This is a genomic window from Comamonas resistens (genome assembly GCF_030064165.1).
In the GTDB taxonomy this organism is placed as follows: domain Bacteria; phylum Pseudomonadota; class Gammaproteobacteria; order Burkholderiales; family Burkholderiaceae_C; genus Comamonas; species Comamonas resistens.
The window spans coordinates 3,348,736-3,374,096 of record NZ_CP125947.1 but is presented as its reverse complement, the minus strand read 5'-3'; the positions used below and the strand labels follow the sequence as shown (position 1 = coordinate 3,374,096).

The 25,361-nt window shown below is 60.2% G+C and carries 21 protein-coding genes; 18 read left to right on the top strand and 3 right to left on the bottom strand.

What is annotated here, in order from left to right:
• Positions 1-125 precede the first annotated feature (125 nt).
• From lpxB to QMY55_RS15685, 8 genes are all read left to right on the top strand, one after another.
• Positions 126-1,268: a lipid-A-disaccharide synthase gene (lpxB, locus tag QMY55_RS15720; protein ID WP_283488980.1), complete on the top strand. Its 1,143-nt coding sequence runs from the start codon at positions 126-128 to the stop codon at positions 1,266-1,268.
• Positions 1,231-1,962 (top strand): ribonuclease HII, encoded by a 732-nt coding sequence (gene rnhB, locus QMY55_RS15715; protein WP_283485113.1) that lies wholly within the window; start codon positions 1,231-1,233, stop codon positions 1,960-1,962. Before lpxB ends, rnhB begins: the two co-directional genes overlap by 38 nt.
• A gap of 203 nt (positions 1,963-2,165) precedes the next feature.
• Positions 2,166-2,957 carry a TrmH family RNA methyltransferase gene (locus QMY55_RS15710; RefSeq protein ID WP_283485112.1) on the top strand — a complete coding sequence of 264 codons (792 nt, stop codon included), beginning with the start codon at positions 2,166-2,168 and terminating at the stop codon, positions 2,955-2,957.
• Between the two features lie 170 nt (positions 2,958-3,127).
• Complete coding sequence (gene carA, locus QMY55_RS15705) at positions 3,128-4,300, top strand: glutamine-hydrolyzing carbamoyl-phosphate synthase small subunit (RefSeq protein WP_283485111.1); 1,173 nt, start codon at positions 3,128-3,130, stop codon at positions 4,298-4,300.
• Entirely contained in the window at positions 4,293-7,541 is a 3,249-nt protein-coding gene (gene carB / locus QMY55_RS15700; RefSeq protein WP_283485110.1) for a carbamoyl-phosphate synthase large subunit, read from the top strand. The genes carA and carB overlap by 8 nt, the downstream gene beginning before the upstream one ends.
• Before the next feature lie 234 nt (positions 7,542-7,775).
• Positions 7,776-8,252 carry a transcription elongation factor GreA gene (gene greA / locus QMY55_RS15695; RefSeq protein WP_283485109.1) on the top strand — a complete coding sequence of 159 codons (477 nt, stop codon included), beginning with the start codon at positions 7,776-7,778 and terminating at the stop codon, positions 8,250-8,252.
• Between the two features lie 135 nt (positions 8,253-8,387).
• Positions 8,388-8,807, top strand: a complete 420-nt coding sequence (locus QMY55_RS15690) for a DUF4149 domain-containing protein (protein ID WP_283488979.1) — start codon at positions 8,388-8,390, stop codon at positions 8,805-8,807.
• 46 nt (positions 8,808-8,853) lie between these two features.
• The gene (locus QMY55_RS15685) at positions 8,854-9,738 is read left to right on the top strand and encodes a Kdo hydroxylase family protein (protein ID WP_283485107.1); all 885 of its coding nucleotides are present in this window, start codon (positions 8,854-8,856) and stop codon (positions 9,736-9,738) included.
• A 117-nt stretch (positions 9,739-9,855) separates the two neighbouring features.
• Here QMY55_RS15685 and QMY55_RS15680 read toward each other — a convergent pair whose 3' ends face one another.
• Together QMY55_RS15680 and QMY55_RS15675 are read right to left on the bottom strand one after the other, a co-directional pair.
• On the bottom strand, positions 9,856-10,614 hold the full coding sequence (locus tag QMY55_RS15680) for a glycosyl transferase (protein ID WP_034367331.1): 759 nt from the start codon (positions 10,612-10,614) through the stop codon (positions 9,856-9,858).
• Between the two features lie 62 nt (positions 10,615-10,676).
• Complete coding sequence (locus tag QMY55_RS15675; RefSeq protein WP_283485106.1) at positions 10,677-11,147, bottom strand: YhbY family RNA-binding protein; 471 nt, start codon at positions 11,145-11,147, stop codon at positions 10,677-10,679.
• Positions 11,148-11,179: 32 nt separating this feature from the next.
• Here QMY55_RS15675 and QMY55_RS15670 point away from each other — a divergent pair, with 32 nt between their 5' ends.
• From QMY55_RS15670 to ppk1, 5 genes are all read left to right on the top strand, one after another.
• Positions 11,180-11,842, top strand: a complete 663-nt coding sequence (locus QMY55_RS15670; protein ID WP_283485105.1) for an RlmE family RNA methyltransferase — start codon at positions 11,180-11,182, stop codon at positions 11,840-11,842.
• A gap of 246 nt (positions 11,843-12,088) precedes the next feature.
• Positions 12,089-14,011, top strand: a complete 1,923-nt coding sequence (gene ftsH, locus QMY55_RS15665; RefSeq protein WP_283485104.1) for an ATP-dependent zinc metalloprotease FtsH — start codon at positions 12,089-12,091, stop codon at positions 14,009-14,011.
• Positions 14,012-14,078: 67 nt separating this feature from the next.
• Positions 14,079-14,918 carry a dihydropteroate synthase gene (folP, locus tag QMY55_RS15660; protein ID WP_283485103.1) on the top strand — a complete coding sequence of 280 codons (840 nt, stop codon included), beginning with the start codon at positions 14,079-14,081 and terminating at the stop codon, positions 14,916-14,918.
• Positions 14,919-14,967: 49 nt separating this feature from the next.
• Positions 14,968-16,302 (top strand): phosphoglucosamine mutase, encoded by a 1,335-nt coding sequence (gene glmM, locus QMY55_RS15655; RefSeq protein ID WP_283485102.1) that lies wholly within the window; start codon positions 14,968-14,970, stop codon positions 16,300-16,302.
• Positions 16,303-16,724: 422 nt separating this feature from the next.
• The gene (ppk1, locus tag QMY55_RS15650) at positions 16,725-18,764 is read left to right on the top strand and encodes a polyphosphate kinase 1 (protein ID WP_407650702.1); all 2,040 of its coding nucleotides are present in this window, start codon (positions 16,725-16,727) and stop codon (positions 18,762-18,764) included.
• Between the two features lie 184 nt (positions 18,765-18,948).
• Here ppk1 and QMY55_RS15645 read toward each other — a convergent pair whose 3' ends face one another.
• Positions 18,949-20,430 (bottom strand): Ppx/GppA phosphatase family protein, encoded by a 1,482-nt coding sequence (locus tag QMY55_RS15645; RefSeq protein WP_283485100.1) that lies wholly within the window; start codon positions 20,428-20,430, stop codon positions 18,949-18,951.
• A gap of 331 nt (positions 20,431-20,761) precedes the next feature.
• Here QMY55_RS15645 and pstS point away from each other — a divergent pair, with 331 nt between their 5' ends.
• From pstS to phoU, 5 genes are all read left to right on the top strand, one after another.
• Positions 20,762-21,793 (top strand): phosphate ABC transporter substrate-binding protein PstS, encoded by a 1,032-nt coding sequence (gene pstS / locus QMY55_RS15640; protein WP_283485099.1) that lies wholly within the window; start codon positions 20,762-20,764, stop codon positions 21,791-21,793.
• A gap of 166 nt (positions 21,794-21,959) precedes the next feature.
• Positions 21,960-22,898 carry a phosphate ABC transporter permease PstC gene (pstC, locus tag QMY55_RS15635; RefSeq protein WP_283488978.1) on the top strand — a complete coding sequence of 313 codons (939 nt, stop codon included), beginning with the start codon at positions 21,960-21,962 and terminating at the stop codon, positions 22,896-22,898.
• Entirely contained in the window at positions 22,895-23,779 is an 885-nt protein-coding gene (gene pstA / locus QMY55_RS15630) for a phosphate ABC transporter permease PstA (protein WP_283485098.1), read from the top strand. The genes pstC and pstA overlap by 4 nt, the downstream gene beginning before the upstream one ends.
• A 16-nt stretch (positions 23,780-23,795) precedes the next feature.
• Positions 23,796-24,572 carry a phosphate ABC transporter ATP-binding protein PstB gene (gene pstB / locus QMY55_RS15625; protein WP_283485097.1) on the top strand — a complete coding sequence of 259 codons (777 nt, stop codon included), beginning with the start codon at positions 23,796-23,798 and terminating at the stop codon, positions 24,570-24,572.
• 81 nt (positions 24,573-24,653) lie between these two features.
• Complete coding sequence (gene phoU / locus QMY55_RS15620) at positions 24,654-25,355, top strand: phosphate signaling complex protein PhoU (RefSeq protein ID WP_283485096.1); 702 nt, start codon at positions 24,654-24,656, stop codon at positions 25,353-25,355.
• The last annotated feature ends 6 nt before the right edge of the window (positions 25,356-25,361 follow it).

Sequence of the window (25,361 nt, the reverse complement as noted above, 5' to 3'; positions counted from 1 at the left end):
CGTCTGCAGCTATTTTTTGCATAGCGGCTTGCGCCGACCACACTGAAGATTGAGACGTGAACAGCTCTGAAAGCTCCAAGCAGCCGGTGCAAGCAGCTGCAGATTCCATAGTGCCCAGCATTGCCATGGTGGCAGGCGAAGCATCGGGCGATCTGCTGGCTTCGCTGCTGCTCGATGGCTTGCGCCAGCGTTGGCCCCAGCTTCAGTCCATGGGCATTGGCGGCGCGCAGATGCAGCAGCGCGGCTTTGATGCCTGGTGGCAGTCCGAGCGGCTGGCCGTGCATGGTTACAGTTGGGAAGTGCTGGCCCGTGTGGCCGAGCTGCTGGGCATTCGCAAAAAGCTGCGCCAGCGTCTGATTGCCCATCCGCCTGCGGTGTTTGTCGGTGTGGACGCGCCGGATTTCAATCTGGGCCTGGAAACCTCGCTGCGCGAGGCGGGTGTCAAGACCGTGCACTTTGTCTGCCCGTCGATCTGGGCCTGGCGTGCCGACCGCGTGGAGAAAATCCGCCGCGCGGCCGATCATGTGCTGTGCATCTTCCCATTCGAGCCGGAGTTGCTGGCCCAGCATGGCATATCGGCTACTTACGTCGGTCATCCGCTGGCCCAGGTGATTCCGCTGCATCCCGATCGCGCGGCTGCGCGCGCGCGTCTGGGCCTGCCCGAGGATGGCCCGGTGCTGGCGCTGCTGCCCGGTAGCCGCCGCTCGGAAGTGCGCTATATCGCTGCTGGCTTTTTCAAGGCTGCAGCCCTTGTGCAAAAAGCGCTGCCAGCTACCAAAATCATAGTTCCCGCAGTTCCTGCACAGATCGACGAGGTGCGCCGTATTGCAGCCGAGGCCGGCATGCAGGATAGGGCCATCATCGTGCAGGGCCAGTCCCACGATGTGCTGGCTGCCTGCGACTGCACGCTGATTGCCAGTGGCACGGCCACGCTGGAGGCCGCGCTCTACAAGCGCCCCATGGTCATCAGCTACAGCATGCACCCCTGGAGCTGGCGCTTGATGAAGCGCAAGCAGCTGCAGCCCTGGGTGGGGCTGCCCAATATTCTGTGCGGCGACTTCGTCGTGCCCGAGCTGCTGCAGGATGCGGCAACCCCTGAGGCACTGGCGCAAGCCGCACTGGGCTGGCTGCGTGCCAGCCAGGATTCTCCTGTCACCATTGAAGCGCTGGTTGAGCGCTTCACCGCGCTACACCACGAACTGCGCCGAGATACTGCCGAACTGGCTGCCCATGCGATCGAAAAAATCATTGCCACCCCCTCTGCTTGAGCAAGGCTGCCTGCCCTGGCATCCGCCCGGGCTGGTTGCCGGGGTGGATGAGGCAGGACGCGGCCCGCTGGCCGGCCCGGTGGTGGCGGCCGCCGTCATTCTGGATGACATGAAGCCCATTGCCGGGCTGAACGACTCCAAGAAGCTCACGGCCAACCGCCGCGAGGTGCTTTATGACGAGATCCGTGCCAAGGCGCTGTGCTTTTGCATAGCCCAGGCCTCGGTGCAGGAGATCGACGAGATCAACATCCTCAAAGCCACCATGCTGGCCATGCGCCGCGCCGTGATGGGCTTGCGTCTCAAGCCCGTGCTGGTGTTGGTGGATGGCAATCAACTGCCGCAGATCGATGTGCAGGCCGAGGCCATCGTCAAGGGCGATGCGCTGGTGCAGGCGATTTCGGCGGCTTCGATTCTGGCCAAAGTCACGCGTGATCGCTGGTGCGAGCGGCTGGATGCCCAGTACCCGCAATATGGCTTTGCTGCGCACAAGGGTTATGGCACGGCGGCGCATCTGGAAGCCTTGCGCGTTCACGGCGCGACGGCCGAGCATCGGCGTTCCTTTTCACCCGTGGCCCAGGCTTTGCAGGCGGGGCCTGTGTGCGAAGGTGGTCTGGCCCAGCCTGTGCTGTGCGAGAGCGGCATCTCCGGCGTCGCCTCCACATTGATGATGTCGCAGGCGTCGCTTTACAACTGAGTAGGGCCGAGGCATTCCCGAGTGCGGCCAGAGGCTGGCCCGGGCGTCTTATCTTCGGACCATGGGCTCGGTTTGCAGGAGCAGGCCGGGTTTTCTTTTTAGGACTTACGCAAACAAGGATTCACAAGGAATATGCCCATGGGGCAAACGTCTTGCTGAACCTGATTGGCGTAAGTCGTGCTTTTTTGCATTCAGAGGTTGACATGGCTGCACGCCCCCAGGTCACGGAAATTCATTCGCGCGACAACGCTTTTGTCAAAGAACTGCGCCGCCTCTCACAGGACAGCACGGCCTATCGCAAGCAGGCGCAGGTCTGGCTGGAGGGGGATCATCTGTGCCGCGCCGCACTGGCGCGCGGCCTGGCACCCAAGGTGGCGGTGTTCGCCCAGTCTGTTTGGCCGCAAGCGCCCGAGGAGTGGGTGTTGCCTGCTGGCAAAGTCATAGTGCTTGCCGATGCCTTGTTTGACGAAATCAGCAGTCTGGAATCGCCGGCGCGCATGGGCTATGTGATGGATTGGGATGCCGGTGTTCAGCCTCAATCCGGCGTGTCCACCGTGGTGCTGGATCGGGTGCAGGATGCGGGCAATGTGGGCTCTATCCTGCGCAGCGCGTCGGCCTTCGGTTTCAAGCAGATCGTGGCCCTCAAGGGAACGGCGGCACTGTGGAGCCAGAAGGTGCTGCGTGCTGGCATGGGGGCGCATTTTGGCCTGCATCTGGTGGAGGCGGCTTCCGTCGAAGATGTGCAGGCTTTGCAAGTGCCTCTGATAGTGACCAGCTCCCATCAGGGGACATTGATTCATGACGCAGACCTGCCCTGGCCCTGCGCCTGGGCCATGGGTCATGAGGGGCAGGGTGTGGGCAATGCGTTGATGGAAATGGCGCAGCACCGAATCAGCATTGCGCAGCCTGGAGGTGAGGAGTCACTCAATGTGGGGGCGGCTGCGGCGATCTGCCTGCATGCGAGCAGCGTAAGCATGCTGCGGCGCAGAGGGTAATCCCGCAGCGAATCACAGGGCTGAAGCGACCGGGGCTTATAATGGGCGGCTTTCAAGCATCTTCATACGCCTAGCGACGCTTTCTCGCCATTCCCTGTAGACACAAACGTCCCAGTACCTATGCCGGGGCTTCGTTGGGCGTAACCGTAATTAAAAAACCGGAGAACCCAGTGCTTTTGTCTCTCAAGGGAAACTTCCCATCCGCCATCCTGGCGCTCGCAGACGGCACGGTCTTTATTGGCAACTCGATTGGTGCGCAAGGCACCACCGTTGGTGAAGTTGTTTTCAATACTTCGCTGACCGGCTACCAGGAAATTCTCACCGACCCCAGCTACTGCCAGCAGATCGTGACGCTCACGTATCCGCATATCGGCAACTATGGTGTCAATCCTGAAGATGTCGAGGCTGACAAGATCCATGCCGCAGGTCTCATCATCAAGAACCTGCCTTTGCTGGCCAGCAACTTCCGAAGCACACAGACGCTGTCCGAGTACCTGATCGAGGGCAAGACTGTCGCCATCGCCAACATCGACACCCGCAAGCTCACACGTCTGCTGCGTGACCAGGGTGCACAGAATGGTGCAATCGTGGGTCTGGCTGCCGGTGAAGAAGTAACCCAGGCCAGGATCGACGAAGCCATTGCCGCCGCCAAGGCTGCGCCCGACATGAAGGGTCTGGATCTGGCCAAGGTGGTGACCACCGAGAAGGCCTATCCCTGGACCGAAGCCGAATGGAAGCTGGGCGAAGGCTACGGCAAGCTCGAATCGCCCAAGTTCAAGGTCGTGGCCTATGACTTCGGCGTGAAGAAGAACATTCTGCGCATGCTGGCCGAGCGCGGTTGCGATGTGACCGTTGTGCCTGCCCAGACACCCGCCAAGGATGTGCTGGCGATGAACCCCGATGGCGTTTTCCTGTCCAACGGCCCTGGCGACCCCGCACCTTGCGACTATGCGATTGCCGCTGCGCAAGAGATCATGGCTGCCAAGAAGCCCTTGTTCGGTATCTGCCTGGGTCACCAGATCATGGCCCTGGCCTCCGGCGCCAAGACCTTCAAGATGCAAAACAGCCATCACGGTGCCAACCACCCCGTGAAGGACCTGGATTCCGGCCGCGTCAGCATCACCAGCCAGAACCACGGTTTTGCCGTGGAAATCGAGTCGCTGCCCGCCAACACCCGCGCCACGCACATCAGCCTGTTCGACGGCACGCTGCAAGGCCTGGAGCGCACCGATGTTCCCGCCTTCTGCTTCCAGGGTCACCCCGAAGCATCGCCCGGCCCGCACGATATCGGCTATCTGTTTGACCGCTTCACAGCGCTGATGGAGAAACACAACAATGCCTAAGCGCAACGACCTAAAAAGCATTCTGATCATTGGCGCCGGTCCCATCGTGATCGGTCAGGCCTGCGAGTTCGACTACTCCGGCGTTCAGGCCTGCAAGGCCCTGCGCGAAGAGGGTTACAAGGTCATCCTGATCAACAGCAACCCTGCCACGATCATGACCGACCCCGCCACCGCGGACGTCACCTATATCGAGCCCATCACCTGGCAGACGGTCGAGAAGATCATCGCCAAGGAACGCCCCGATGCCATCCTGCCGACCATGGGCGGCCAGACCGCGCTGAACTGCGCTCTGGACCTGTGGAAGCACGGCGTGCTCGACAAGTACCAAGTCGAACTGATTGGTGCCAAGCCCGAAGCCATCGACAAGGCCGAAGACCGCCTGAAGTTCAAGGACGCCATGACCAAGATCGGTCTGGGCTCCGCGCGCTCGGGTATTGCTCACACCATGGACGAAGCCTGGGAAGTGCAAAAGCACGTAGGCTTCCCCACGGTGATCCGCCCCAGCTTCACGCTGGGCGGTACGGGTGGCGGCATTGCCTACAACTCGGAAGAGTTCGAGACCATCTGCAAGCGCGGTCTGGAGGCCTCGCCTACCAACGAGCTGCTGATCGAGGAGTCCCTGCTGGGCTGGAAAGAGTACGAGATGGAAGTGGTGCGCGACACCGCTGACAACTGCATCATCGTCTGCTCGATCGAAAACCTGGACCCGATGGGCGTGCACACCGGTGACTCCATCACCGTGGCTCCCGCACAGACACTGACCGACAAGGAATACCAGATCATGCGCAACGCATCTCTGGCCGTTCTGCGCGAGATCGGTGTGGATACGGGTGGCTCCAACGTGCAGTTCTCGGTGAATCCCAAGGACGGTCGCATGATCGTCATCGAGATGAACCCCCGCGTCTCGCGTTCCTCGGCGCTGGCTTCCAAGGCCACGGGCTTCCCCATTGCCAAGATCGCTGCCAAGCTGGCCGTGGGCTTCACGCTGGACGAACTCCGAAACGAAATCACTGGCGGCAAGACCCCGGCTTCGTTCGAGCCTTCGATCGACTACGTGGTCACCAAGATTCCACGTTTCGCCTTCGAGAAGTTCCCTGCTGCCGACAACCGCCTGACCACGCAGATGAAGTCTGTGGGTGAAGTGATGGCCATCGGCCGTACCTTCCAGGAATCCTTCCAGAAGGCCCTGCGCGGTCTGGAAGTGGGCGTGGACGGCATGAACGAGAAGACCCAGGACCGCGAGATCCTGGAAAAGGAACTGGGCGAGCCCGGTCCCGACCGCATCTGGTATGTGGGCGATGCTTTCGCTGCCGGCTGGACGTTGGACGAAGTTCACAACATCACCAAGATCGACAAGTGGTTCCTAGTGCAGATCGAAGAGATCGTGAAGATCGAACTCGACCTGGACAAGCACTATGAAGCCCATGGTGACAAGGCGCTGTCGCTGCTGGATGCCGCCACACTGCGTACCTTGAAGCAAAAAGGCTTCTCCGACCGCCGTCTGGCCAAGCTGCTCAAGACCTCCGACAAGGCCGTGCGCGAAGCGCGCAAGGCCCTGAAGGTGCGTCCCGTGTTCAAGCGCGTGGATACCTGCGCGGCCGAGTTCGCTTCCAACACTGCGTACATGTACTCCACGTACGACGAGGAATGCGAAGCAGCGCCCACGGACAAGAAAAAGATCATGGTGTTGGGCGGTGGCCCCAACCGTATCGGCCAGGGTATCGAGTTCGACTATTGCTGCGTGCACGCTGCCATGGCCATGCGCGAAGATGGTTACGAAACCATCATGGTCAACTGCAACCCCGAGACCGTGTCCACCGACTACGACACCTCCGACCGCCTGTACTTCGAGCCGCTGACGCTGGAAGACGTGCTGGAGATCGTGGACGTGGAGCAGCCTGCCGGCGTGATCGTGCAGTATGGCGGCCAGACCCCTCTGAAGCTGGCCCTGGGCCTGGAAAAGGAAGGCGTGCCCATCGTTGGTACTTCGCCTGACTCCATCGATGCTGCCGAAGACCGCGAGCGCTTCCAGAAGCTGCTCAACGAACTCAAGCTGCTGCAGCCGCCAAACGCCACGGCCCGTACCGAAGAAGAAGCGCTGCAACACGCTTCCTCCATCGGTTACCCCCTGGTGGTGCGTCCCTCCTATGTGCTGGGCGGCCGCGCGATGGAAATCGTACACGAGCAGCGCGATCTGGAGCGCTACATGCGCGAAGCGGTGAAGGTGAGCAATGACTCCCCCGTGCTGCTGGACCACTTCCTGTCCAATGCCATCGAGTGCGATGTGGACTGCGTGCGTGACAAGACCGGTGCCGTGTTCATCGGCGGCGTGATGGAGCACATCGAACAGGCTGGCGTTCACTCCGGTGACTCGGCCTGCTCGCTGCCCCCTTACTACCTCAAGCCCGAAACCGTGGCCGAGATCAAGCGTCAGACTGCCGAGATGGCCCATGGCCTGAACGTGGTTGGCCTGATGAACGTGCAGTTCGCCATTCAGGAGCGCGACGGCAAGGATGTGATCTATGTGCTGGAGGTGAACCCCCGCGCATCGCGTACCGTGCCTTTTGTCTCCAAGGCCACCGGCATTCAGCTGGCCAAGGTGGCGGCACGCTGCATGGTCGGCGAAACGCTGGCCCAGCAGGGCGTGGCCAAGGAAGTGACTCCACCTTACTTCAGCGTCAAGGAGGCCGTGTTCCCCTTCGTGAAGTTCCCCGGTGTGGACACCATCCTCGGCCCCGAGATGAAGTCCACCGGTGAAGTCATGGGTGTGGGCAAGACCTTCGGCGAAGCCTTTGTGAAGAGCCAGATGGGCGCCGGCGTCAAGCTGCCGACCGAAGGCAAGATCTTCCTGTCCGTGAAGAACGCCGACAAGGTGCGCGCCGTGGTTGTGGCCAAGGAGCTGGTGGCCATGGGCTACACGCTGTGCGCCACGCGTGGCACGGCTGCTGCGCTGGAAGCTGCCGGCCTGAGCGTGCAAGCCGTCAACAAGGTGACCGAAGGCCGCCCTCATGTGGTGGACATGATCAAGAATGGTGAAATCGCCATGGTCATCAACACCGTGGAAGACCGCCGCAACGCCATCGCCGACTCGCGCCAGATCCGTACCAGCGCGCTGCTGGCACGTGTGACCACCTTCACCACCATCTTCGGCGCTGAAGCCGCCGTGGACGGCATGAAGGCCATGCGCGGCAACCTGGACGTGTACTCGGTGCAGGAGTTGCACGCACAGCTGTCACATTGATTTGCGACACTGCTGATATGTGTCACAACCCGTGACTGCCCCAAGGGCAGCGGGTTTTACCGGATTTGTGCCGCGGCAAACGGGGCATAATGGCCGGTAATGAATTTCAACCGCCGCGCGGCAACGTGCGGCGGTTTGCTTTTGGGGCACGGGCCCCTGCTGGGCTTTGTCTGGCGGGATCGTGCGAGAGGTGCCGTGCCATGCGCGGCGTTTACTGAATTTGGAGACTTGTCCATGGCCACCATTCCCATCACCAAGCGCGGCGCTGAAAAGCTCAAGGTCGAGCTGCAACGTCTGAAGACCGTGGAGCGTCCTGCCGTCATCCAGGCCATTGCCGAAGCCCGTGCCCAGGGTGACCTGAGCGAGAACGCCGAATACGAATCCGCCAAGGAGCAGCAAGGCTTCATCGAAGGCCGCATCATCGAGGTGGAAGGCAAACTGTCCGCCGCCCAGATCATCGACCCCTCCGAGCTGGATGCCGGTGGCCGTGTGGTGTTTGGCGCGACCGTGGATCTGGAAGACGAAGACAGCGGCGCAGCCGTGACCTACCAGATCGTGGGCGAGGACGAGGCCGACCTCAAGCATGGCCTGATCAATGTGTCCAGCCCCATTGCCCGCGCTCTGATCGGCAAGGAAGAGGGCGATACCGCCGTGGTGCAGGCGCCCGGTGGCGAGCGCCGCTACGAGATCGTGGGCGTAAAGTACATCTGATCACCCCTGAGGCGCTGCGCGCCTTCCCCTCTTGCTAAGCGCTTCGCGCTGCGGGAGGGGACGATGCCCTCGCTGCGAGGCGGCTCTTGCTAGGCATCTCTGGTTTGCGCTCTGCCATGCTGACGTTTCACCATGATGTTTGAACGCTTGCCTGTTTTCTTTGCCGCTCTGTGGTGGGGTAGCCTGAGCGCTATTGGTTTTGTGGCCGTGCCCATGCTCTTTGCCAACCTGCCTACGCCTGCGTTGGCAGGCTTTATGGCGGCCAAGCTGTTTGCGGCGCAGACCTGGATTTCCATAGCATGCTGCGCGCTGCTGTTGGTGTTTTCAAAGAGAAAACATGCTGAAAAGATGGAGCAGTGGGCGCAGGCCGCTATCGGTTTTGTGATCACAGGCATGCTGCTGGCCTTGCTCGTCCAGTACGGTGTCTCGCCCAAGATCGTGGCGCGCGAGAATCTCAAGCTCTGGCATGGCGTGGGTACGGTCATGTACGCCTTGCAGTGGCTGTGTGCAGCCCTGGTGCTTTGGCGTGTGGCAGGTACTCGCAAGCCGGCTTGATCCAGGCCAAGCTCGCTCCAGTAGCGGGGAGTACACTGCCGAAGCCATGGAATCTCAAATCGTAAAAATCGACGCGACCGACTGGAGCAATGTCCAGGGACGCGATGAATGGACTGCTGCCGTCGAAGCCGGCAAGGTGCTGTACTTTCCGCAGCTGACCTTCGAGCTGACCGAGCAGGAGAAAACACTGCTGCGCCCCGATGTGCGTGACCCCAAGACGCGCAATATCAGCCTCAATGTTGATGGCTCGATCAAGGGTGTGGCGGGTGACGAAGCCACGCAAAAGCAGGTGGCAGCCATGGTGGGGCGCTTTCGCGAGCAGGCCACGGCGCTGATTGCGGGCCTGTTTCCCGCCTATATGCCGGTGGTGCGTATGGCGCCTACCAGCTACCGCCCCTCGCAGGTTGAAACGCGCGCTCAGTCCTGGCGTGCCGACGACAAGCGCATGCATGTGGACGCATTTCCCTCGCGGCCCAACTATGGCGAGCGCATCTTGCGAGTCTTCACCAATGTCAACCCCGAGGGCCAGCCGCGCGTCTGGCGCGTGGGCGAGCCGTTCACCGATGTCGCCAAGCGTTTTGTACCGCGTGCCAAGCCCTACAGCGCCTGGCAGGCCAAGGCGCTGGAGCTGCTGCATGTGACCAAGTCCTATCGCAGCGAATACGACCACCTGATGCTGCAGCTGCACGACGGCATGAAGGGTGATCCTGACTATCAGAAAAATGCACCCCAGGAAACCGTGCCTTTTGCGGCAGGCTCCACCTGGGTGTGCTTCTCCGATCAGGCAGTGCATGCCGTCATGTCGGGGCAGTACATGCTGGAGCAGACCTTGTTTCTGCCGCCAGGCAGCGAATACAACCCCGCAGCCAGCCCGTTGTCCATTCTCTCGCGCATGAAGGGGCGTCCGCTGGTCGATGCCAGGTACCGCTGAGCCTGTTCGGCATGCCGGCCGCTCGTTGATGAAATCGGGCGGCCACAAAAAAGGCGTTGAACCTTGCGGTCAACGCCTTTTGTTTTTGAGGCTGCAACTTGCAACTGCAGCCGTTCCTCAGCCCCAGGCCTTTTCTATCCATCTGGCGGGCTCGATATGGCGAAAGCGCTTGTTGCGACGGCCTTCCAGGGCATCTGGCGGGTTCACTTCGCCGTGGAAGATCACGATGCGCGCATCGGTCGGCGGCACCGGCTCCTTCCAGTAGTTGGTGGGCCAGGTCGGAATGCAGTAGTACTTGAAGCTGGGGCACCAGGCTGCAGGCCAGTAGTCAAGCTTGCCCTGCTTGTGCAGAAAGTGCGACAGGTACTCCTGCTCGTTTCGGTACTTGGCGCGCATCTCTTCTGTGTGTGCACGGAAATGCTCCAGCACATCGGCATGGGCACCCAGCTCGAAGCGGTAGACCGAAGAGTTGCCGACAATGCGTTCGCCAAAGCGCCAGAAACGTGGATAGTCGTGAATGATGCGGAAGTCGCCGGGCAGCGTGAAGAACTCGTCTAGGCTGCCCACAATCACCACATCCAGGTCCAGAAACAGCGCCTGACCCTTGAGGCCGTGCAGGTCGCGCTCGAAGGTGGTGAGCTTCTTCCAGGCGCCGTCACGCTGGCCGGGAGCCAGATGAATGTTCAGGTCGGGGATGGGGAAGCACTCCACTTCGGAGCGAATCCCCTCTGTGCTGTCGGTCAGGCAGACAAAGCGAAAATCTCCGCTGAGATGGCGGCGCACCATGGCGTAGAGTCGGTTGACGTACTCCGGGCCGTATTTGGTGCCCCATTTCATGCAAAGAATGTGGCGTTGCTGCTGTGTGGTCTGAGCCATGGCTTGGTGGTCTAGGCGAAGAAAAAAGGCGGGTGGGCGGGCAGACAGGGCGGATCGTCAGATCAGTCCTGACGGCCTTTCTTGACCGACTTCTGCTTGGGCTTGGCGCGCTTGATGGTGCCGCCGGCGGTCAGGCGCTGGTTGCCGAGCACTCGCAGCTGCTTGACTTCGGGCTTCTGGCCCGCACGACCGAACTTGAGCACCTTGATGTCGCGAGGGCCGGGCATGCGGTCTTCGTCAAACGCCTTTTCCTTTTCGGGGGTGGGGCGCCACAGCACCAACAGCTTGCCGATGTGCTGGATGGGAGCGGCGTTCAGTTCGTCGCAAAGTTGTTGATAGATCTGCTCGCGGACTGCACGGTCGTCGCCGAAAACGCGAACCTTGATCAGACCATGGGCATTGAGGGCGGCGTCCACTTCCTTCTGTACGGCAGGGGTCAAACCATCGCCACCGATGATGACCACAGGGTCCAGATGGTGGGCTTCAGCGCGGTGTACCCGGCGCTCTGCGGGAGTTAATTCAATTTGGGGCATACCCATATTATCAAGGCTGCGAGAATTCAGACATGAAAACCAAAACCAAAAGCAAGAAGGTCAATAAGAATTGGCTGCACGATCACATCAATGATCCCTATGTGAAAGCTGCCCAGAAGGATGGCTATCGTGCACGCGCGGCCTACAAGCTCAAGGAAATCGACGAGTCTTTGAAGCTCATTCAACCAGGGTACACCGTGGTTGACCTGGGTTGCGCGCCCGGCGCATGGAGCCAGTATGTGCGCCGTCGCCTGTCTCCCAGCGGTGCGGCTGTGGGCGAGCTCAACGGCCGCATCATCTCGCTGGATCTGCTGCCCATGGAGCCCATAGAGGGTGTGCATTACATCCAGGGCGATTTTCGTGAAGAGTCTGTGCTGGCTCAGTTGGAAGAAGCCATGGGCGGCGGCAAGGCCGATGTGGTGGTGTCGGACATGGCGCCCAATCTTTCGGGCCATGGCGCTACGGACGGGGCGCGGGTCGCGGTGCTTATCGAGATGGCCGTCGATTTCGCGATCAACAACATGAAGCCCGAGGGCGCGCTGGTGGTCAAGTTGTTCCACGGTAGCGGCTATAACGAGCTGGTGGATCTGTTCAAGCAAACCTTCAAGGTGGTCAAGCCCATCAAGCCCAAGGCATCGCGCGACCGGTCTGCCGAGATTTTCCTGGTCGGTATGGGCCTCAAGAGCGGTGCCTGATGAAGCTGGCGGCTGACATAGGGACATTTGACCTTATGGCCCGGTGCAGCAAATCAGCGAAACTGATAGCGCAAAGCCTAGATAAAACAGAGGCTTAGGGCAGGTTTGGTGCAAGACTGCATTCTGCCTATGGCCGCTATAGGGGGAAATAGGCGGCCTTGCTGCTTGAAACACCTAAAATGAACCTCAACTAGGTCTGGAAGTCCGCTTCTGGTCTTTACGTCTGAATATTCCTTGGAGCCCCGCTTGAACAATCAGTGGTTTTCAAAAATCGCCGTCTGGCTGGTCATCGCCATGGTGCTGTTTACGGTGTTCAAGCAATTTGACACCCGCGGCGCTGGTGGTGCCTCCCATGTCGGTTACTCCGAATTCCTGGAACAGGTGCGCAGCAACCGCATCAAGAGCGCAACCATTCAGGAAGGTTCCGGCGGCACTGAAGTCGTGGCCACCACGACGGATGACCGCAAGATCCGTACCACCGCCACCTACCTGGATCGTGGTCTGGTTGGCGATCTGATCAACAACAACGTCAAGTTTGACGTCAAGCCCCGCGAAGAAGGCTCGCTGCTGATGACCCTGCTCGTGAGCTGGGGGCCCATGCTGCTGTTGATCGGCGTGTGGGTTTACTTCATGCGCCAGATGCAGGGCGGGGGCAAGGGCGGTGCCTTCAGCTTCGGCAAGTCCAAGGCGCGCATGCTGGACGAGAACAACAACACCGTGACTTTTGCCGATGTGGCCGGTTGCGATGAAGCCAAGGAAGAGGTCAAGGAAGTCGTGGACTTCCTCAAGGACCCCAACAAGTTCCAGAAGCTCGGTGGCCGCATTCCTCGTGGTCTGCTGCTGGTTGGCCCTCCAGGTACCGGCAAGACGCTGCTGGCCAAGTCGATTGCGGGCGAAGCCAAGGTGCCGTTCTTCTCGATCTCGGGTTCCGACTTCGTGGAAATGTTCGTCGGCGTGGGCGCTGCCCGCGTGCGCGACATGTTCGAGAATGCCAAGAAGAATGCGCCTTGCATCATCTTCATTGACGAAATCGACGCCGTCGGTCGCCAGCGTGGCGCCGGCATGGGCGGCGGCAACGACGAGCGCGAGCAGACCCTGAACCAGATGCTGGTCGAGATGGATGGTTTCGAGACCAACCTCGGTGTGATCGTTGTCGCTGCCACCAACCGCCCCGACATTCTGGATGCGGCCTTGCTGCGCCCAGGACGCTTTGACCGTCAGGTCTATGTGACGCTGCCCGATATCCGTGGCCGCGAGCAGATCCTGAACGTGCACATGCGCAAGATTCCCGTGGGTCAGGATGTGAACCCTGCGATCATTGCGCGAGGCACGCCCGGCATGTCGGGCGCCGATCTGGCCAACCTGTGCAACGAAGCCGCTCTGATGGCTGCGCGCCGCAATGCGCGCACCGTGGAGATGCAGGACTTCGAAAAAGCCAAGGACAAGATCATCATGGGCCCCGAGCGCAAGACCATGGTCATGCCCGAGGAAGAGCGCCGCAACACGGCCTACCATGAGGCTGGCCATGCCTTGATCGGCAAGCTGCTGCCCAAGTGCGATCCCGTGCACAAGGTCACCATCATCCCGCGTGGCCGTGCGCTGGGCGTGACCATGAGCCTGCCCGAGAAGGACCGCTACTCCTATGACAAGGAGTACATGCTGAACCAGATCGCCATGCTGTTCGGCGGCCGTATTGCTGAAGAAGTCTTCATGAACCAGATGACCACCGGTGCATCGAATGACTTTGAACGTGCCACGGCAATCGCTCGCGACATGGTGACCCGCTACGGCATGACCGATGCATTGGGTCCCATGGTGTACGCCGAGCAGGAAGGTGAGCCCTTCCTGGGCCGCTCCATGAGCAAGTCCAGCAACATCAGTGAAGAGACCATGCAGAAGGTCGATGCGGAGGTTCGCCGCATCATCGATGAGCAGTACGGCCTGGCACGCAAGCTCATCGAAGACAATAGCGACAAGATGCATGCCATGGCCAAGGCCATGCTCGACTGGGAAACCATTGATGCGGAGCAGCTTGACGACATCATGGCAGGCAAGGAACCTCGTCCACCCAAGGACTGGACTCCCCGGAACCCTCCATCTTCCGATGGCGGCAACTCTTCCGGAGGAACTCCGGCCTCGAATGCCGAGCCTTCGCCCACTACCGCTTGATTGACAAGTGAGTCACAAAAGGCCCTTAGGGGCCTTTTGTTTTTTATCTATGAGCATTGGAGTCATCATGTCGCAGCAATGGCAAACCTCGCGTTTTATTTTGAATCTGGACAAACCCCAGGTCATGGGCATTGTCAATGTGACGCCGGATTCTTTCTCGGATGGTGGACAACACGCGGGCGTCAAGGGGGCCATGAGCCATGCGGAGAAGCTGTTGCGCGATGGGGCTCATATTCTGGACATCGGCGGAGAGTCCACACGGCCTGGCTCGCCGGCAGTTCCTTTGCAGCAGGAGCTGGAGCGTGTGCTGCCCGTGCTGGCGGAGGCCGTCAAGCTGCAGGTGCCGATTTCCATCGATACCTACAAGCCCGAAGTCATGCGTGAGGCTCTCGATATGGGGGTGGATATCGTCAACGACATCTGGGCACTGCGCCAGCCCGGTGCCAGGGAGACGATCACGGCGCACCCTGGTTGTGGAGTCTGCCTCATGCACATGCATGCCACGCCGCAGAATATGCACCTGGATCACATGCAAGGCAATGTGGTGACGGACGTACGCGATTTCCTGGTGGAGGTCACGGCACCGCTACTGAAAGCGGGCGTTGCGCGCGAGCGCATTGTCTGGGATTACGGCATCGGCTTCGGTAAAAGCGTCGCACAAAATTTTGCCTTGCTTGCACATCAGCAGAGCCTGCTGGAACTAGACTTTCCTCTGCTGGCTGGCTGGTCCCGCAAAGGCTCTTTGGGCCAGGTTTCGGGGCTGTCGGTGGATCAGCGAATGATCCCGAGCGTGGCTGCTGCGTTGCTGGCGGTGGAGAGAGGTGCCCGCATTGTTCGGGTACATGATGTCAAAGAGACCGTGGATGCGCTGTCAGTGTGGCAGGCCATGCAGGACTCGGCTATTTAGATTTTGCGGCTTCAACTTATTTGATCGAAAAGAAAGAGGGGAGAGAGCCATGGCACGCCAATATTTTGGGACCGACGGTATTCGAGGAACTGTGGGAAAGTCTCCGATCACTCCGGACTTCGCATTGCGCCTGGCCCATGCCGTGGGGCGCGTGCTGCGTCGCACCCAGGAGCGCCCTTTGGTATTGATTGGCAAGGACACGCGGATTTCGGGCTATATGCTGGAGAGCGCGCTGGAGTCTGGCTTTGCCTCTGCCGGTGTTGACGTGATGCTGCTGGGGCCTCTGCCAACGCCTGGAGTGGCTTATCTGACCCGGGCGCAGCGGGCCAGTCTCGGCGTCGTGATCAGTGCCAGCCACAATCCGTTCTATGACAACGGCATCAAATTCTTCAGCGCCCAGGGCACCAAGCTGCCCGATTCCTGGGAAGAAGAGGTGGAAGCTGCATTGCTGCAAGAGCCTGTGTGGGTGGACTCGGCAGGACTGGGCAAGGCAAGCCGGTTGGAGGACGCTGCCGGTCGCTATATCGAATTCTGCAAGAGTACCTTTGACCACAAGCTGTCATTGCGCGGTCTGAAGATCGTGGTCGATGCGGCGCATGGTGCGGCCTATCAGATTGCTCCCAAGGTGTTCCATGAACTGGGAGCGCATGTGATCTCCATCGGCTGCTCGCCGGATGGCCTGAACATCAACGAGGGCGTTGGCGCGACCCATCCTGATGCGCTGGTGCGCACGGTGCGGGCGAATAGCGCCGATTTCGGCATTGCGCTCGACGGAGATGCCGACCGCCTGCAATTGGTGGATGCCAAGGGGCGCCTGTTCAACGGGGACGAGCTGCTTTATCTGATGGCCGCTGATCGTCTGGCGCGAGATGAATCTGTGCCGGGGGTGGCCGGTACGCTGATGACCAATATGGCTATCGAGCAGGCCTTGAAGGCGCAGGGCGTGGGCTTTGTCCGTGCCAAGGTCGGTGACCGCTATGTGCTGGAAGCCCTGAGCGCCAATGGCTGGCAACTGGGGGGTGAGAGTTCTGGGCATTTGCTGGCCTTGGACAAGCACACCACGGGCGATGGTCTGGTCAGTGCCCTGCAGGTACTGCAGGCCTGTGTGCGCTCCGGCAAGACGGTCGCGCAGTGGCTGGAGAACGTGCAGCTTTTCCCTCAGGTCATGATCAATGTGCGTTTGCAGCCCGGTCAGGACTGGAAGAAAAATGAGCAATTGCCTCTGGCTCAGCAAGAGGTGGAGAAGCAGCTGGGAGATAGCGGCCGGGTGCTGATCCGGGCCAGCGGTACCGAACCTTTGCTGCGCGTCATGGTGGAAGCCAGGGATGAAGCGATGGCCAGCAATTGCGCAGAACGGCTGGTGCAGGTTGTGAAAGCAGGCTGAATCGTCATGATATGAGTCAGGCAAGTCATCAAAGAGTCACAAAATCGTCATAAATGGCGGGCAGACTGTGGGAAAGCCCTTAAAGGGTACTTCTTGGCTTTCCTGCCTTTGATGACATGTCTCAATCTGTTCCGGGTTCAGTTACATCTTTTAATGCATCCGAGGTTCGCCGCGCCTCCTCTTCATCTGAGCCTCTGACGCCTGCTCATCCGGGGGCGGGACCTGCTTCCCTGGGATTGGCAAGAGACAATGTAGAAACCCCCAGCGCTGTGCCTGGCGCTCAACCTTTGTCGGGATCAACGGTGCAGGCTCCAGCGCCTGCCAGCGCCAAGGTTCTGGCCTCCAAGGCGGCTCCTCGCCGTCGTCGCACCGTCGCCAAGGCCCCCGTCTCGCTTCCGCCGTCCGAGCCGCCAGCCGCTACATTGGAATTGCTGGATCGTGATCACAGCATTCTGGCGTTCAATCAGCGGGTGTTGAGCTGGGCGGAGCGTGAAGACGTGCCGCTGCTGGAACGCCTGCGCTACCTCTGCATCGTTTCTTCCAATCTCGACGAATGGTTCGAGGTGCGCAGCGCGCCCCATGTGTCGGCGGCCAATGCCGGCGACGACAAGGGGCTGTATACCCGCCGCAGTTTTGAAACCCTGATGGCGACGGCCCACGCACTGGTCGCGCATCAGTATCACCTCTACAACCACTCCATCATCCCCGCATTCGCCAAGCATGCGATCCGGCTGGTCTCGCATGGCGAGCGCAATGCAACGCAGCGCAAATGGGTCAGAGAGTTCTTTTTGCGCGAGGTACAGCCTTTGCTCATGCCCGTGGGGCTGGATCCGTCGCACCCGTTTCCTCAGGTGGCCAACAAGGCGCTGAATTTCATCGTGCGCCTCAATGGTGTGGATGCCTTTGGTCGCTCCAATGAGGTGGCCATTGTCAAGGTGCCACGGGCTTTGCCGCGGCTCATTCGCCTGCCGGAGAAGATTTCGGGCAAGCAGCGCCTTTTTGTCAGCATCTCCAGCGTGGTGCGTGCGCATCTGGCCGAGCTGTTCCCTGAGCGCGAAGTCACTGAATTCTCCCAGTTCCGCGTGACGCGCAATTCGGATCTGGCGGTCGATGAGGATGATCTGGTCGATCTGCGCATGGCGTTGCGTCAGGGTCTCAATCATCGTCACTATGGCCAGGCCGTGCGGCTGGAGGTTTCATCATCCTGCTCACCCATGCTGTCGGATTTGCTGCTCGAGCAATATGGCCTGCCGGCCGAGGCGCTGTTCAAGGTCAAGGGGCCTGTGAATCTGGTGCGCCAGATGCAGCTGGTCGATCTGGTCGACGACCCGGCCTTGCTGTTTCCCAAGTGGAAGCCCACCTGGCCCACGCAGCTGACGCCTGAACGCCCCATCATGGCGCAGATGCGCAAGAGCGACATCATCATTCATCAGCCCTTCGAGAGCTTTGATGCGGTGCTGGAACTGCTGCGCGAAGCCGTGAACGATCCGCAGGTGCTGGCGATCAAGCAAACCATTTACCGCACGGGCTCGGACTCCGAAATCATGAGCCTGCTGGCAGAGGCGGTGGGGCGTGGCAAGGAAGTGCTGGCGGTGCTGGAGCTCAAGGCGCGCTTTGATGAAGAGGCGAACATCAACTGGGCCGAGAAGCTGGAATCGCTGGGCGTGCAGGTGGTCTACGGCGTGGTCGGCCTCAAGACCCATGCCAAGATGCTGCTGATCACGCGGCGCGAAAAGCGCAGCAACCAGCTCAAGCGCTACGCACATCTGTCTACAGGCAACTACAACGTGCGCAGCGCGCGTCTGTACACGGACATCAGCCAGCTGACCTGCGATGCGGAAATCACGGCCGATATGGACGCGGTGTTCCGCCATCTCTCCAGCCACAATGCCATGCCCCAGCTGCAAAAGCTGGTGATGGCTCCGTTCCATCTGCAAAGCCGCATGCTGGAGTTGATCGCGAAGGTGGGCGATGCTGCCGCCAAGGGCGAGCATGCGCGCATGGTCATCAAGATGAATGCGCTGACCGATGAGCCTTTGATCCGGGCTTTGGTCGATGCGGGGCAGAAGGGGGCGCAAATCGATTTGATCGTGCGCGGGGCCTGCATGCTGCCGGCGCAGCGCCAGGGCTTTACCGACAATATTCGTGTGCGCTCCATCATCGGCCGATTTCTCGAGCATTCGCGCGTCTTCTATTTTGCCTGGGGCAAGGACGAGGAGCTGCTGCTGTCCAGCGCGGACTGGATGAGCCGCAACATGGTGCGCCGCGTGGAACTGGCATGGCCTGTGCTGGATAAAAAGCTGCGCCAGCGCGTGATTGATGAGTGCCTGGTGGCTTACCTGGGCGACGACAGAGATGCCTGGACGCTGGAGGCTTCCGGGGCCTATCAAAAGCCCAAGCGCCCCGTCGATGGAAGCGGTGCACAGCAGGCTCTGGTGGAGCGCTATGGACGAGGGCGCTGATGCCTGGTGCTATGTTTTAGTGAGCTTCTGGTGCTATCTATGTATGAACTTCAATATGTTTTGATTGAATATCTCATGCTTGTAGAGCGTCAAATGCTGCAAATTAAATAGCATTTCAGGGTTGACCAAGAGATAAAAAAGGGACTGCAAGACAGTCCCTTTTTTATGGGTGCAGTGCGTCGGATCAACGCAGCTGAAGCTTCAGGCTCCAGGGCGTCTTGCTCCAGGCCATGGCTTCCTCTTCGAGCAATCTGGCAGATTGAGGGTAGGCCAGCATCCATCCCTGAGGGGTGCTGAGCCTGCACTCCATGCCGGAGCGCCTGAGTTGCAGGCCTGCAATGTCGGGCTCACGTCTTGTATGACAAAGCTGCACGGCAATGCGCAAGGCCATCAGTGGCAGGGCCAGCTCTGGCTCCTCGATCGCGTCTTCCAGCTTGCGCAGCTTGCCCTGATGGCCCAGCACCAGCTGGGTGATGCGCTGGCGCAGCGCGGGTTCCCAGGTGGCCAGCCCGCAGTGTTCGGTGATGTAGGCGCCATGGCGGTGATAGTTGCTCAGGGCCACGCGCATGCCGACTTCATGCAGCTGCGTCGCAATATGCAGAGCCTGGGTGCCGGCTTGCGGTGTGTTTGCGGGCTCTATGGCCTGCCACAGCTGCATGGCGATGCGCTCCACGCGCTCGGCATGGCCGGTGTCTATGCCGAAGTCCTGTTGCAGGGCCTGGATCTCGGCCAGTTCCTTGTCGGCCGGCGGCTCATGGTCCAGCAGGTCATGCAGCACGCCCTGGCGCAGTGCGCCTTGTGCGACCTCCAGTTCGTTGATGTCCAGCAGCTCCACCACGGCCAGCATCACGCTGATGCCGCCTGCGACCACGGGACGGCGGTCTTCCTTGAGGCCGGGGATGCGCAGCTTGTCCACATGGCCGATTTCCAGCAACTGGTCGTAGAGATGGCGCAGCTTGCGTAGCGTGATGACCTTGCCATCCATGCCCTGGGCCGTGAGAGCATCGCCCACGGCATTGGCCGTGCCCGAGGAGGCGTAAGCACAGTCCCAGGCAGTGCCGGGGTAGGCGAACCGGGACTGGTCCAGGGCTTGTTTGGCGGCGGCTACAGCTTGCGCGAAGTTGGATTTGCTCAATGCACCATCGGCAAAGAAGCGGTTGCTCCATGACACGCTGCCCAGTGCAAACGACGCCAGCTGAAGCGTCTGGCTTTGCTGACCGATGATGATTTCGGTGGAGCGGCCGCCGATGTCGATGACCAGGCGCCGATTCTGGCTGGGTGGCAAAGAGCTGGAGACGCCGCGATAGATCAGCCGGGCCTCTTCCTCGCCTGGAATGATTGCAATGGGAAAGCCCAGCAGCTCGCTGCCGCGGCGCACGAAGTCGTCTGCATTGCAGGCTTCGCGCAGGGTCTGCGTCGCCACGGCGCGCACATGGGCGGGGGCAAAACCCCTCAGGCGTTCGCCAAAGCGGGCCAGACACTCCCAGCCGCGCTGCATGGCATCCAGGGACAGCTCGTGACGGCTGTTGAGCCCGTTGCCCTGGCGCACGGTTTCCTTGAGGTATTCCACGCGCTCTATGCGCTGGTGGGAGCCGACACGGCCGATTTCGAGTCGAAAGCTGTTCGAACCTAGATCGACGGCGGCAAGCAAAGATTCAGGAGCCATTCAAAATCTTGTTGGTGTGGTGTTCTTGAAAACAGGCGCGACCCCGGGGCTGCGCGGCATGCAGACACGTGAATATGCAGCAGCTGCGTTGTTGCAGGTGTGAGCGTCTGCTTGAAACCTCATGGTGCTCGGGTATTCACTGAACGCAAGGCATGCGACAGCAGGCAAAAACACGGGGCAAGCCAGTCTGGAGACCTCGTGTGTCAGGAGTATGACGATAAAAATCCTGGTGTATGACAACATGAATGACGGAAATGTTTGTGTCACGACGCTGTCATAAATGGTTTTTACATTCCAGTGCATCGAGTCTTTCAACCCCAAAGGTCGTTACATGAAGTTGTCTCTGATTCACGTTCTGGTTACCGCTGCTCTGTCTGCTGCCGGTATGGCACATGCAAGCCAGGAAGCCACAGGTGCTGGTGCGAGTTTCCCCGCTCCTCTGTATTCCAAGTGGGCTGCCGATTACAACAAGGCGACTGGCGTCAAGGTGAACTACCAGTCGGTGGGCTCCAGCGCCGGCGTCAAGCAGATCGATGCCAAGACCGTTGACTTCGGTGCCTCCGATGCGCCTTTGAAGGATGACGAGCTGGAAAAGAAGGGCCTGGTGCAGTTCCCCACCGTGATCGGCGGCATTGTGCCCGTGGTCAACATCAAGGGAGTGGCTCCCGGTCAGCTCAAGCTCAACGGCCAGGTACTGGGCGACATCTACCTGGGCAAGATCACCAAGTGGAACGACGCTGCCATCACGGCACTGAACCCCGGCGTGGCTTTGCCTGACGCTGCCATCACCCCTGTACGCCGCGCTGATGGCTCGGGCACCACGTTCGGCTTCACCAACTATCTGTCCAAGGTCAACTCCGAGTGGAAGGACAAGGTCGGCGAAGGCACGGCAGTGAACTGGCCTACGGGCGCCGGCGGCAAGGGCAATGAAGGCGTGGCCGCTTTCGTGGGCCGTCTGCCCAACTCCATCGGTTATGTGGAGTACGCCTATGTCAAGCAGAACAAGCTGACATTCACCCAGCTGCAGAACAAGGACGGAAGCTTCGTCTCTCCCGATGACGACACCTTCAAGGCAGCCGCTGCCGGCGCCGACTGGGCCAAGAGCTTCTACCAGATCCTGACCAACCAGCCTGGCAAGAGCGCATGGCCCATCACATCGGCCACCTTCATCCTGATGCACAAGACCCAGGAAAAGCCCGCACAGGCTGCAACTTCGCTGAAGTTCTTCGAGTGGGCCTACAAGAATGGCGACAAGACTGCCGCAGACCTGGACTATGTACCCATGCCTGAGTCCGTCAAGAATGTGATCTACAAGTCCTGGGGCCAGATCAAGGACACCTCCGGCAAAGCCGTAACACAGTAAGCCACCCGTCGCGAGATGCCGAACCGGTCGGCATCTCGTGGCTTTTTCCACCTTCTTGCGAATAAAGGCGCTTCCAGTGTCCACTACGTCGCCCTCAAGCTCGCTGGCTGCCATGAACAAACAGCAATCCGCTCAGCAGCGCATCCCTTCTCCGCCACGTGCACCGATGATCTCGGGCCGTCTGGCGGATCGTTTATTTGGTGGCCTGGCACGTCTGGCCGCCATGCTGACGCTGGCGCTGCTGGTGGCCATCATGGTGTCACTGGTCTTTGGCGCATGGCCCGCCATCCACGAATATGGCCTGGGCTTTCTGACCAGCAGCGTCTGGGATCCCGTGCAGAACCAGTACGGCGGCCTGGTCATGATTTACGGCACGCTGGCCACCTCGGCCATCGCGCTCATCATTGCAGTGCCCGTGAGTTTCGGCATTGCCCTGTTCCTGACGGAACTCTCGCCAGCCTGGCTCAAGCGCCCTCTGGGCACGGCCATCGAATTGCTGGCGGCCGTTCCCTCGATTGTTTACGGCATGTGGGGCCTGATGGTGTTCGGGCCTGTGCTGGCGACCTATGTGCAGCAGCCGCTGCAGAACCTGCTTTCCGGCGTGCCGTATCTGGGCGCTTTCGTGTCGGGCCCCCCCGTGGGCATCGGCATTCTGTCGGCCGGCATCATCCTGGCCATCATGATCATCCCCTTCATCGCTTCGGTGATGCGCGACGTGTTTGAAGTCACTCCGGCCCTGCTCAAGGAATCGGCCTACGGCCTGGGCTCCACCACCTGGGAAGTGGTCTGGAAAGTGGTTCTGCCCTATACCAAGACCGGCGTGCTCGGCGGCATCATGCTGGGCCTGGGCCGTGCCCTGGGCGAGACCATGGCCGTGACCTTCGTGATCGGCAATATGAACCAGCTCAATTCCCTGTCGGTCTTCGAGGCAGCCAACAGCATCACCTCGGCGCTGGCCAACGAATTTGCCGAAGCTGGCGAAGGTCTGCACCAGGCTTCGTTGATCTATCTGGGCCTGGTTCTGTTCTTCATCACCTTTGTGGTGCTGGCGCTGTCCAAGCTGCTGCTCAACCGCCTGCAAAAGAATGAGGGTGCACGCTCATGAGCTCGACTTCCACCAAAATGCTCAACGCCGCCGATCTGGCTGCGGTTCGTCAGGCCAAGTACGACAGGCGCAAGCGTCTCAACCAGGTCGCCCTGGCCCTGTCCATGGGCGCCATGCTGTTTGGCGTGTTCTGGCTGATCTGGATTCTCTGGGAAACCATCCGCCTGGGTGTGGGCGGCATGAGCCTGGCCCTGTTCTCGCAGATGACACCGCCGCCCAATGAGGAGGGGGGCATTGCCAATGCCATCTTCGGCTCGCTGATGATGGTGGCATTGGCCACTTTCGTCGGCACGCCCATTGGCGTCATGGCTGGCGTCTATCTGGCCGAGTACGACAAAAAGGGCTGGCTGGCCAGCGCGACGCGCTTTGTCAACGACATCCTGCTGTCTGCGCCTTCCATCGTCATCGGTCTGTTTGTCTACACCGTGGTCGTGGTGCGCGTCAAGAGCTTCTCCGGTATGGCCGGTGTGGTTGCTCTGGCGCTGATCGTGATTCCCGTGGTCATCCGCACCACCGAGAACATGCTGGTGCTGGTTCCTGCCAGCCTGCGCGAAGCGGCTTACGCCCTGGGCACGCCCAAGTGGAAGGTCATCATCATGGTGACACTGCGAGCCGCCCGCGCCGGTGTGATCACCGGGGTGCTGCTGGCCGTGGCCCGTATCGCCGGCGAGACCGCCCCGCTGCTGTTCACCGCGCTGAACAACCAGTTCTGGAATGCGGACATGAGCAAGCCCATGGCCAGCCTGCCCGTGACCATCTTCAAATTTGCGATGAGCCCCTATGAGAACTGGCAGCACCTGGCATGGGCCGGTGTGTTCCTGATCACGGTGGCCGTGCTGGGCCTGAATATCCTGGCGCGCTTCATCACTCGCCAAAAATAATTCGAGAGTGCAAGACATGACTGCAACTTCTGTTTCCGCCAACTCCAAGCTGTCCGTACGCGACCTGAACTTCTATTACGGCAAGTTCCACGCGCTCAAGAACATCAATCTGGACATTCCCGAAAAGAAGGTCACGGCCTTCATTGGCCCCTCTGGCTGCGGCAAGTCCACCTTGCTGCGTACCTTCAACCGCATGTTCGAGCTGTACCCCGAGCAGCGTGCAGAAGGCCAGATCCTGCTGGACGGCGAGAACCTGCTCACCAGCAAGCAGGATGTGGCGCTGATTCGCGCCAAGGTCGGCATGGTGTTCCAGAAGCCCACGCCGTTTCCCATGTCGATCTATGACAACATCGCCTTCGGTGTGAAGCTGTTTGAAAATCTCAACGCTTCCGACATGGATGACCGCGTGGAATGGGCGCTGCGCAAGGCTGCGCTGTGGAACGAAGTCAAGGACAAGCTCAATCAGACGGGCTCGGGTCTGTCCGGCGGCCAGCAGCAGCGTCTGTGCATTGCCCGCGGCATTGCCATCAAGCCCGAGGTGTTGCTGCTGGACGAGCCCTGCTCGGCGCTGGACCCGATTTCGACCTCCAAGATCGAAGAGCTGATTGCCGAGCTCAAGGATGAATACACCGTGGTCATCGTGACCCACAACATGCAGCAGGCCGCGCGCTGCAGCGATTACACGGCCTATATGTATCTGGGCGATCTGGTGGAATTCGGCGAGACGGAAAAGATGTTCTTCAAGCCAGAGCGCAAGGAAACCGAAGACTACATCACGGGTAGGTTCGGTTGATGGGTAAAGCTCTTGAATTGATAGCTGTTTGCGCTTGATAGACGGGCGCTAGAGACCATTTTCATTAAAAATGAAACGCATATGACAGAAAAACATCTCTCCAGCCAGTTCGATGCCGAACTCAACCGTGTCTCGGCCCGCGTGATGGAGCTGGGCGGCCTGGTTGAATCGCAGATCCGCAATGCCGTCTACGCCCTGACCAGCTTCAGCCGCGAAGCCGTGGACCAGGTGATCGCGACGGAAAATCGCGTCAACGCCATGGAAGTGGAAATCGACCATGAACTCTCGTCCATCATTGCCCGCCGCCAGCCCACGGCGCGTGATCTGCGCCTGCTGATCGCGTTTTCCAAGGCTACGGCCAATCTGGAGCGCATGGGCGACGAGGCCTGCAAGATGGCCCGCATGGTCAAGGCCATCATCGAAAGCGGCGCGGCGCGTTCCCTGCCCAGCGGCGAGCTACGTGTGGCGGCCGAGATGGCGTCCGACTTGCTGCGCAAGACTCTGGATGCATTTGCCCGCCTCGATACCAAGGCAGCAGTGGCCATCCTCAAGGAAGACGACCTGATCGACGACGAGTTTGACGGCTTTGTGCGCAAGCTCATCACCTACATGATGGAAGACCCGCGCACGATCTCGGCCAGCCTGGACTTGCTATTCTTGGCCAAGGCGATCGAGCGTATCGGCGACCACTCCAAGAACGTGGCCGAGCTGATCATCTACCTTGTCGAGGGCAAGGATGTGCGCCATCAGACCATGGCGGAAATCGAATCTGCATTGCAGTGAAGCAGG

Coding starts and splice junctions, on each gene's coding strand:
- pstA (WP_283485098.1), top strand. CDS start 22,895: ATGAGCTCGACTTCCACCAAAATGCTCAACGCCGCCGATCTGGCTGCG.
- carB (WP_283485110.1), top strand. CDS start 4,293: ATGCCTAAGCGCAACGACCTAAAAAGCATTCTGATCATTGGCGCCGGT.
- folP (WP_283485103.1), top strand. CDS start 14,079: ATGTCGCAGCAATGGCAAACCTCGCGTTTTATTTTGAATCTGGACAAA.
- QMY55_RS15690 (WP_283488979.1), top strand. CDS start 8,388: ATGTTTGAACGCTTGCCTGTTTTCTTTGCCGCTCTGTGGTGGGGTAGC.
- pstC (WP_283488978.1), top strand. CDS start 21,960: ATGATCTCGGGCCGTCTGGCGGATCGTTTATTTGGTGGCCTGGCACGT.
- pstB (WP_283485097.1), top strand. CDS start 23,796: ATGACTGCAACTTCTGTTTCCGCCAACTCCAAGCTGTCCGTACGCGAC.
- pstS (WP_283485099.1), top strand. CDS start 20,762: ATGAAGTTGTCTCTGATTCACGTTCTGGTTACCGCTGCTCTGTCTGCT.
- QMY55_RS15675 (WP_283485106.1), bottom strand. CDS start 11,147: ATGCCCCAAATTGAATTAACTCCCGCAGAGCGCCGGGTACACCGCGCT.
- glmM (WP_283485102.1), top strand. CDS start 14,968: ATGGCACGCCAATATTTTGGGACCGACGGTATTCGAGGAACTGTGGGA.
- rnhB (WP_283485113.1), top strand. CDS start 1,231: ATGCGATCGAAAAAATCATTGCCACCCCCTCTGCTTGAGCAAGGCTGC.
- greA (WP_283485109.1), top strand. CDS start 7,776: ATGGCCACCATTCCCATCACCAAGCGCGGCGCTGAAAAGCTCAAGGTC.
- lpxB (WP_283488980.1), top strand. CDS start 126: ATGGTGGCAGGCGAAGCATCGGGCGATCTGCTGGCTTCGCTGCTGCTC.
- QMY55_RS15680 (WP_034367331.1), bottom strand. CDS start 10,614: ATGGCTCAGACCACACAGCAGCAACGCCACATTCTTTGCATGAAATGG.
- QMY55_RS15685 (WP_283485107.1), top strand. CDS start 8,854: ATGGAATCTCAAATCGTAAAAATCGACGCGACCGACTGGAGCAATGTC.
- QMY55_RS15670 (WP_283485105.1), top strand. CDS start 11,180: ATGAAAACCAAAACCAAAAGCAAGAAGGTCAATAAGAATTGGCTGCAC.
- phoU (WP_283485096.1), top strand. CDS start 24,654: ATGACAGAAAAACATCTCTCCAGCCAGTTCGATGCCGAACTCAACCGT.
- QMY55_RS15710 (WP_283485112.1), top strand. CDS start 2,166: ATGGCTGCACGCCCCCAGGTCACGGAAATTCATTCGCGCGACAACGCT.
- QMY55_RS15645 (WP_283485100.1), bottom strand. CDS start 20,430: ATGGCTCCTGAATCTTTGCTTGCCGCCGTCGATCTAGGTTCGAACAGC.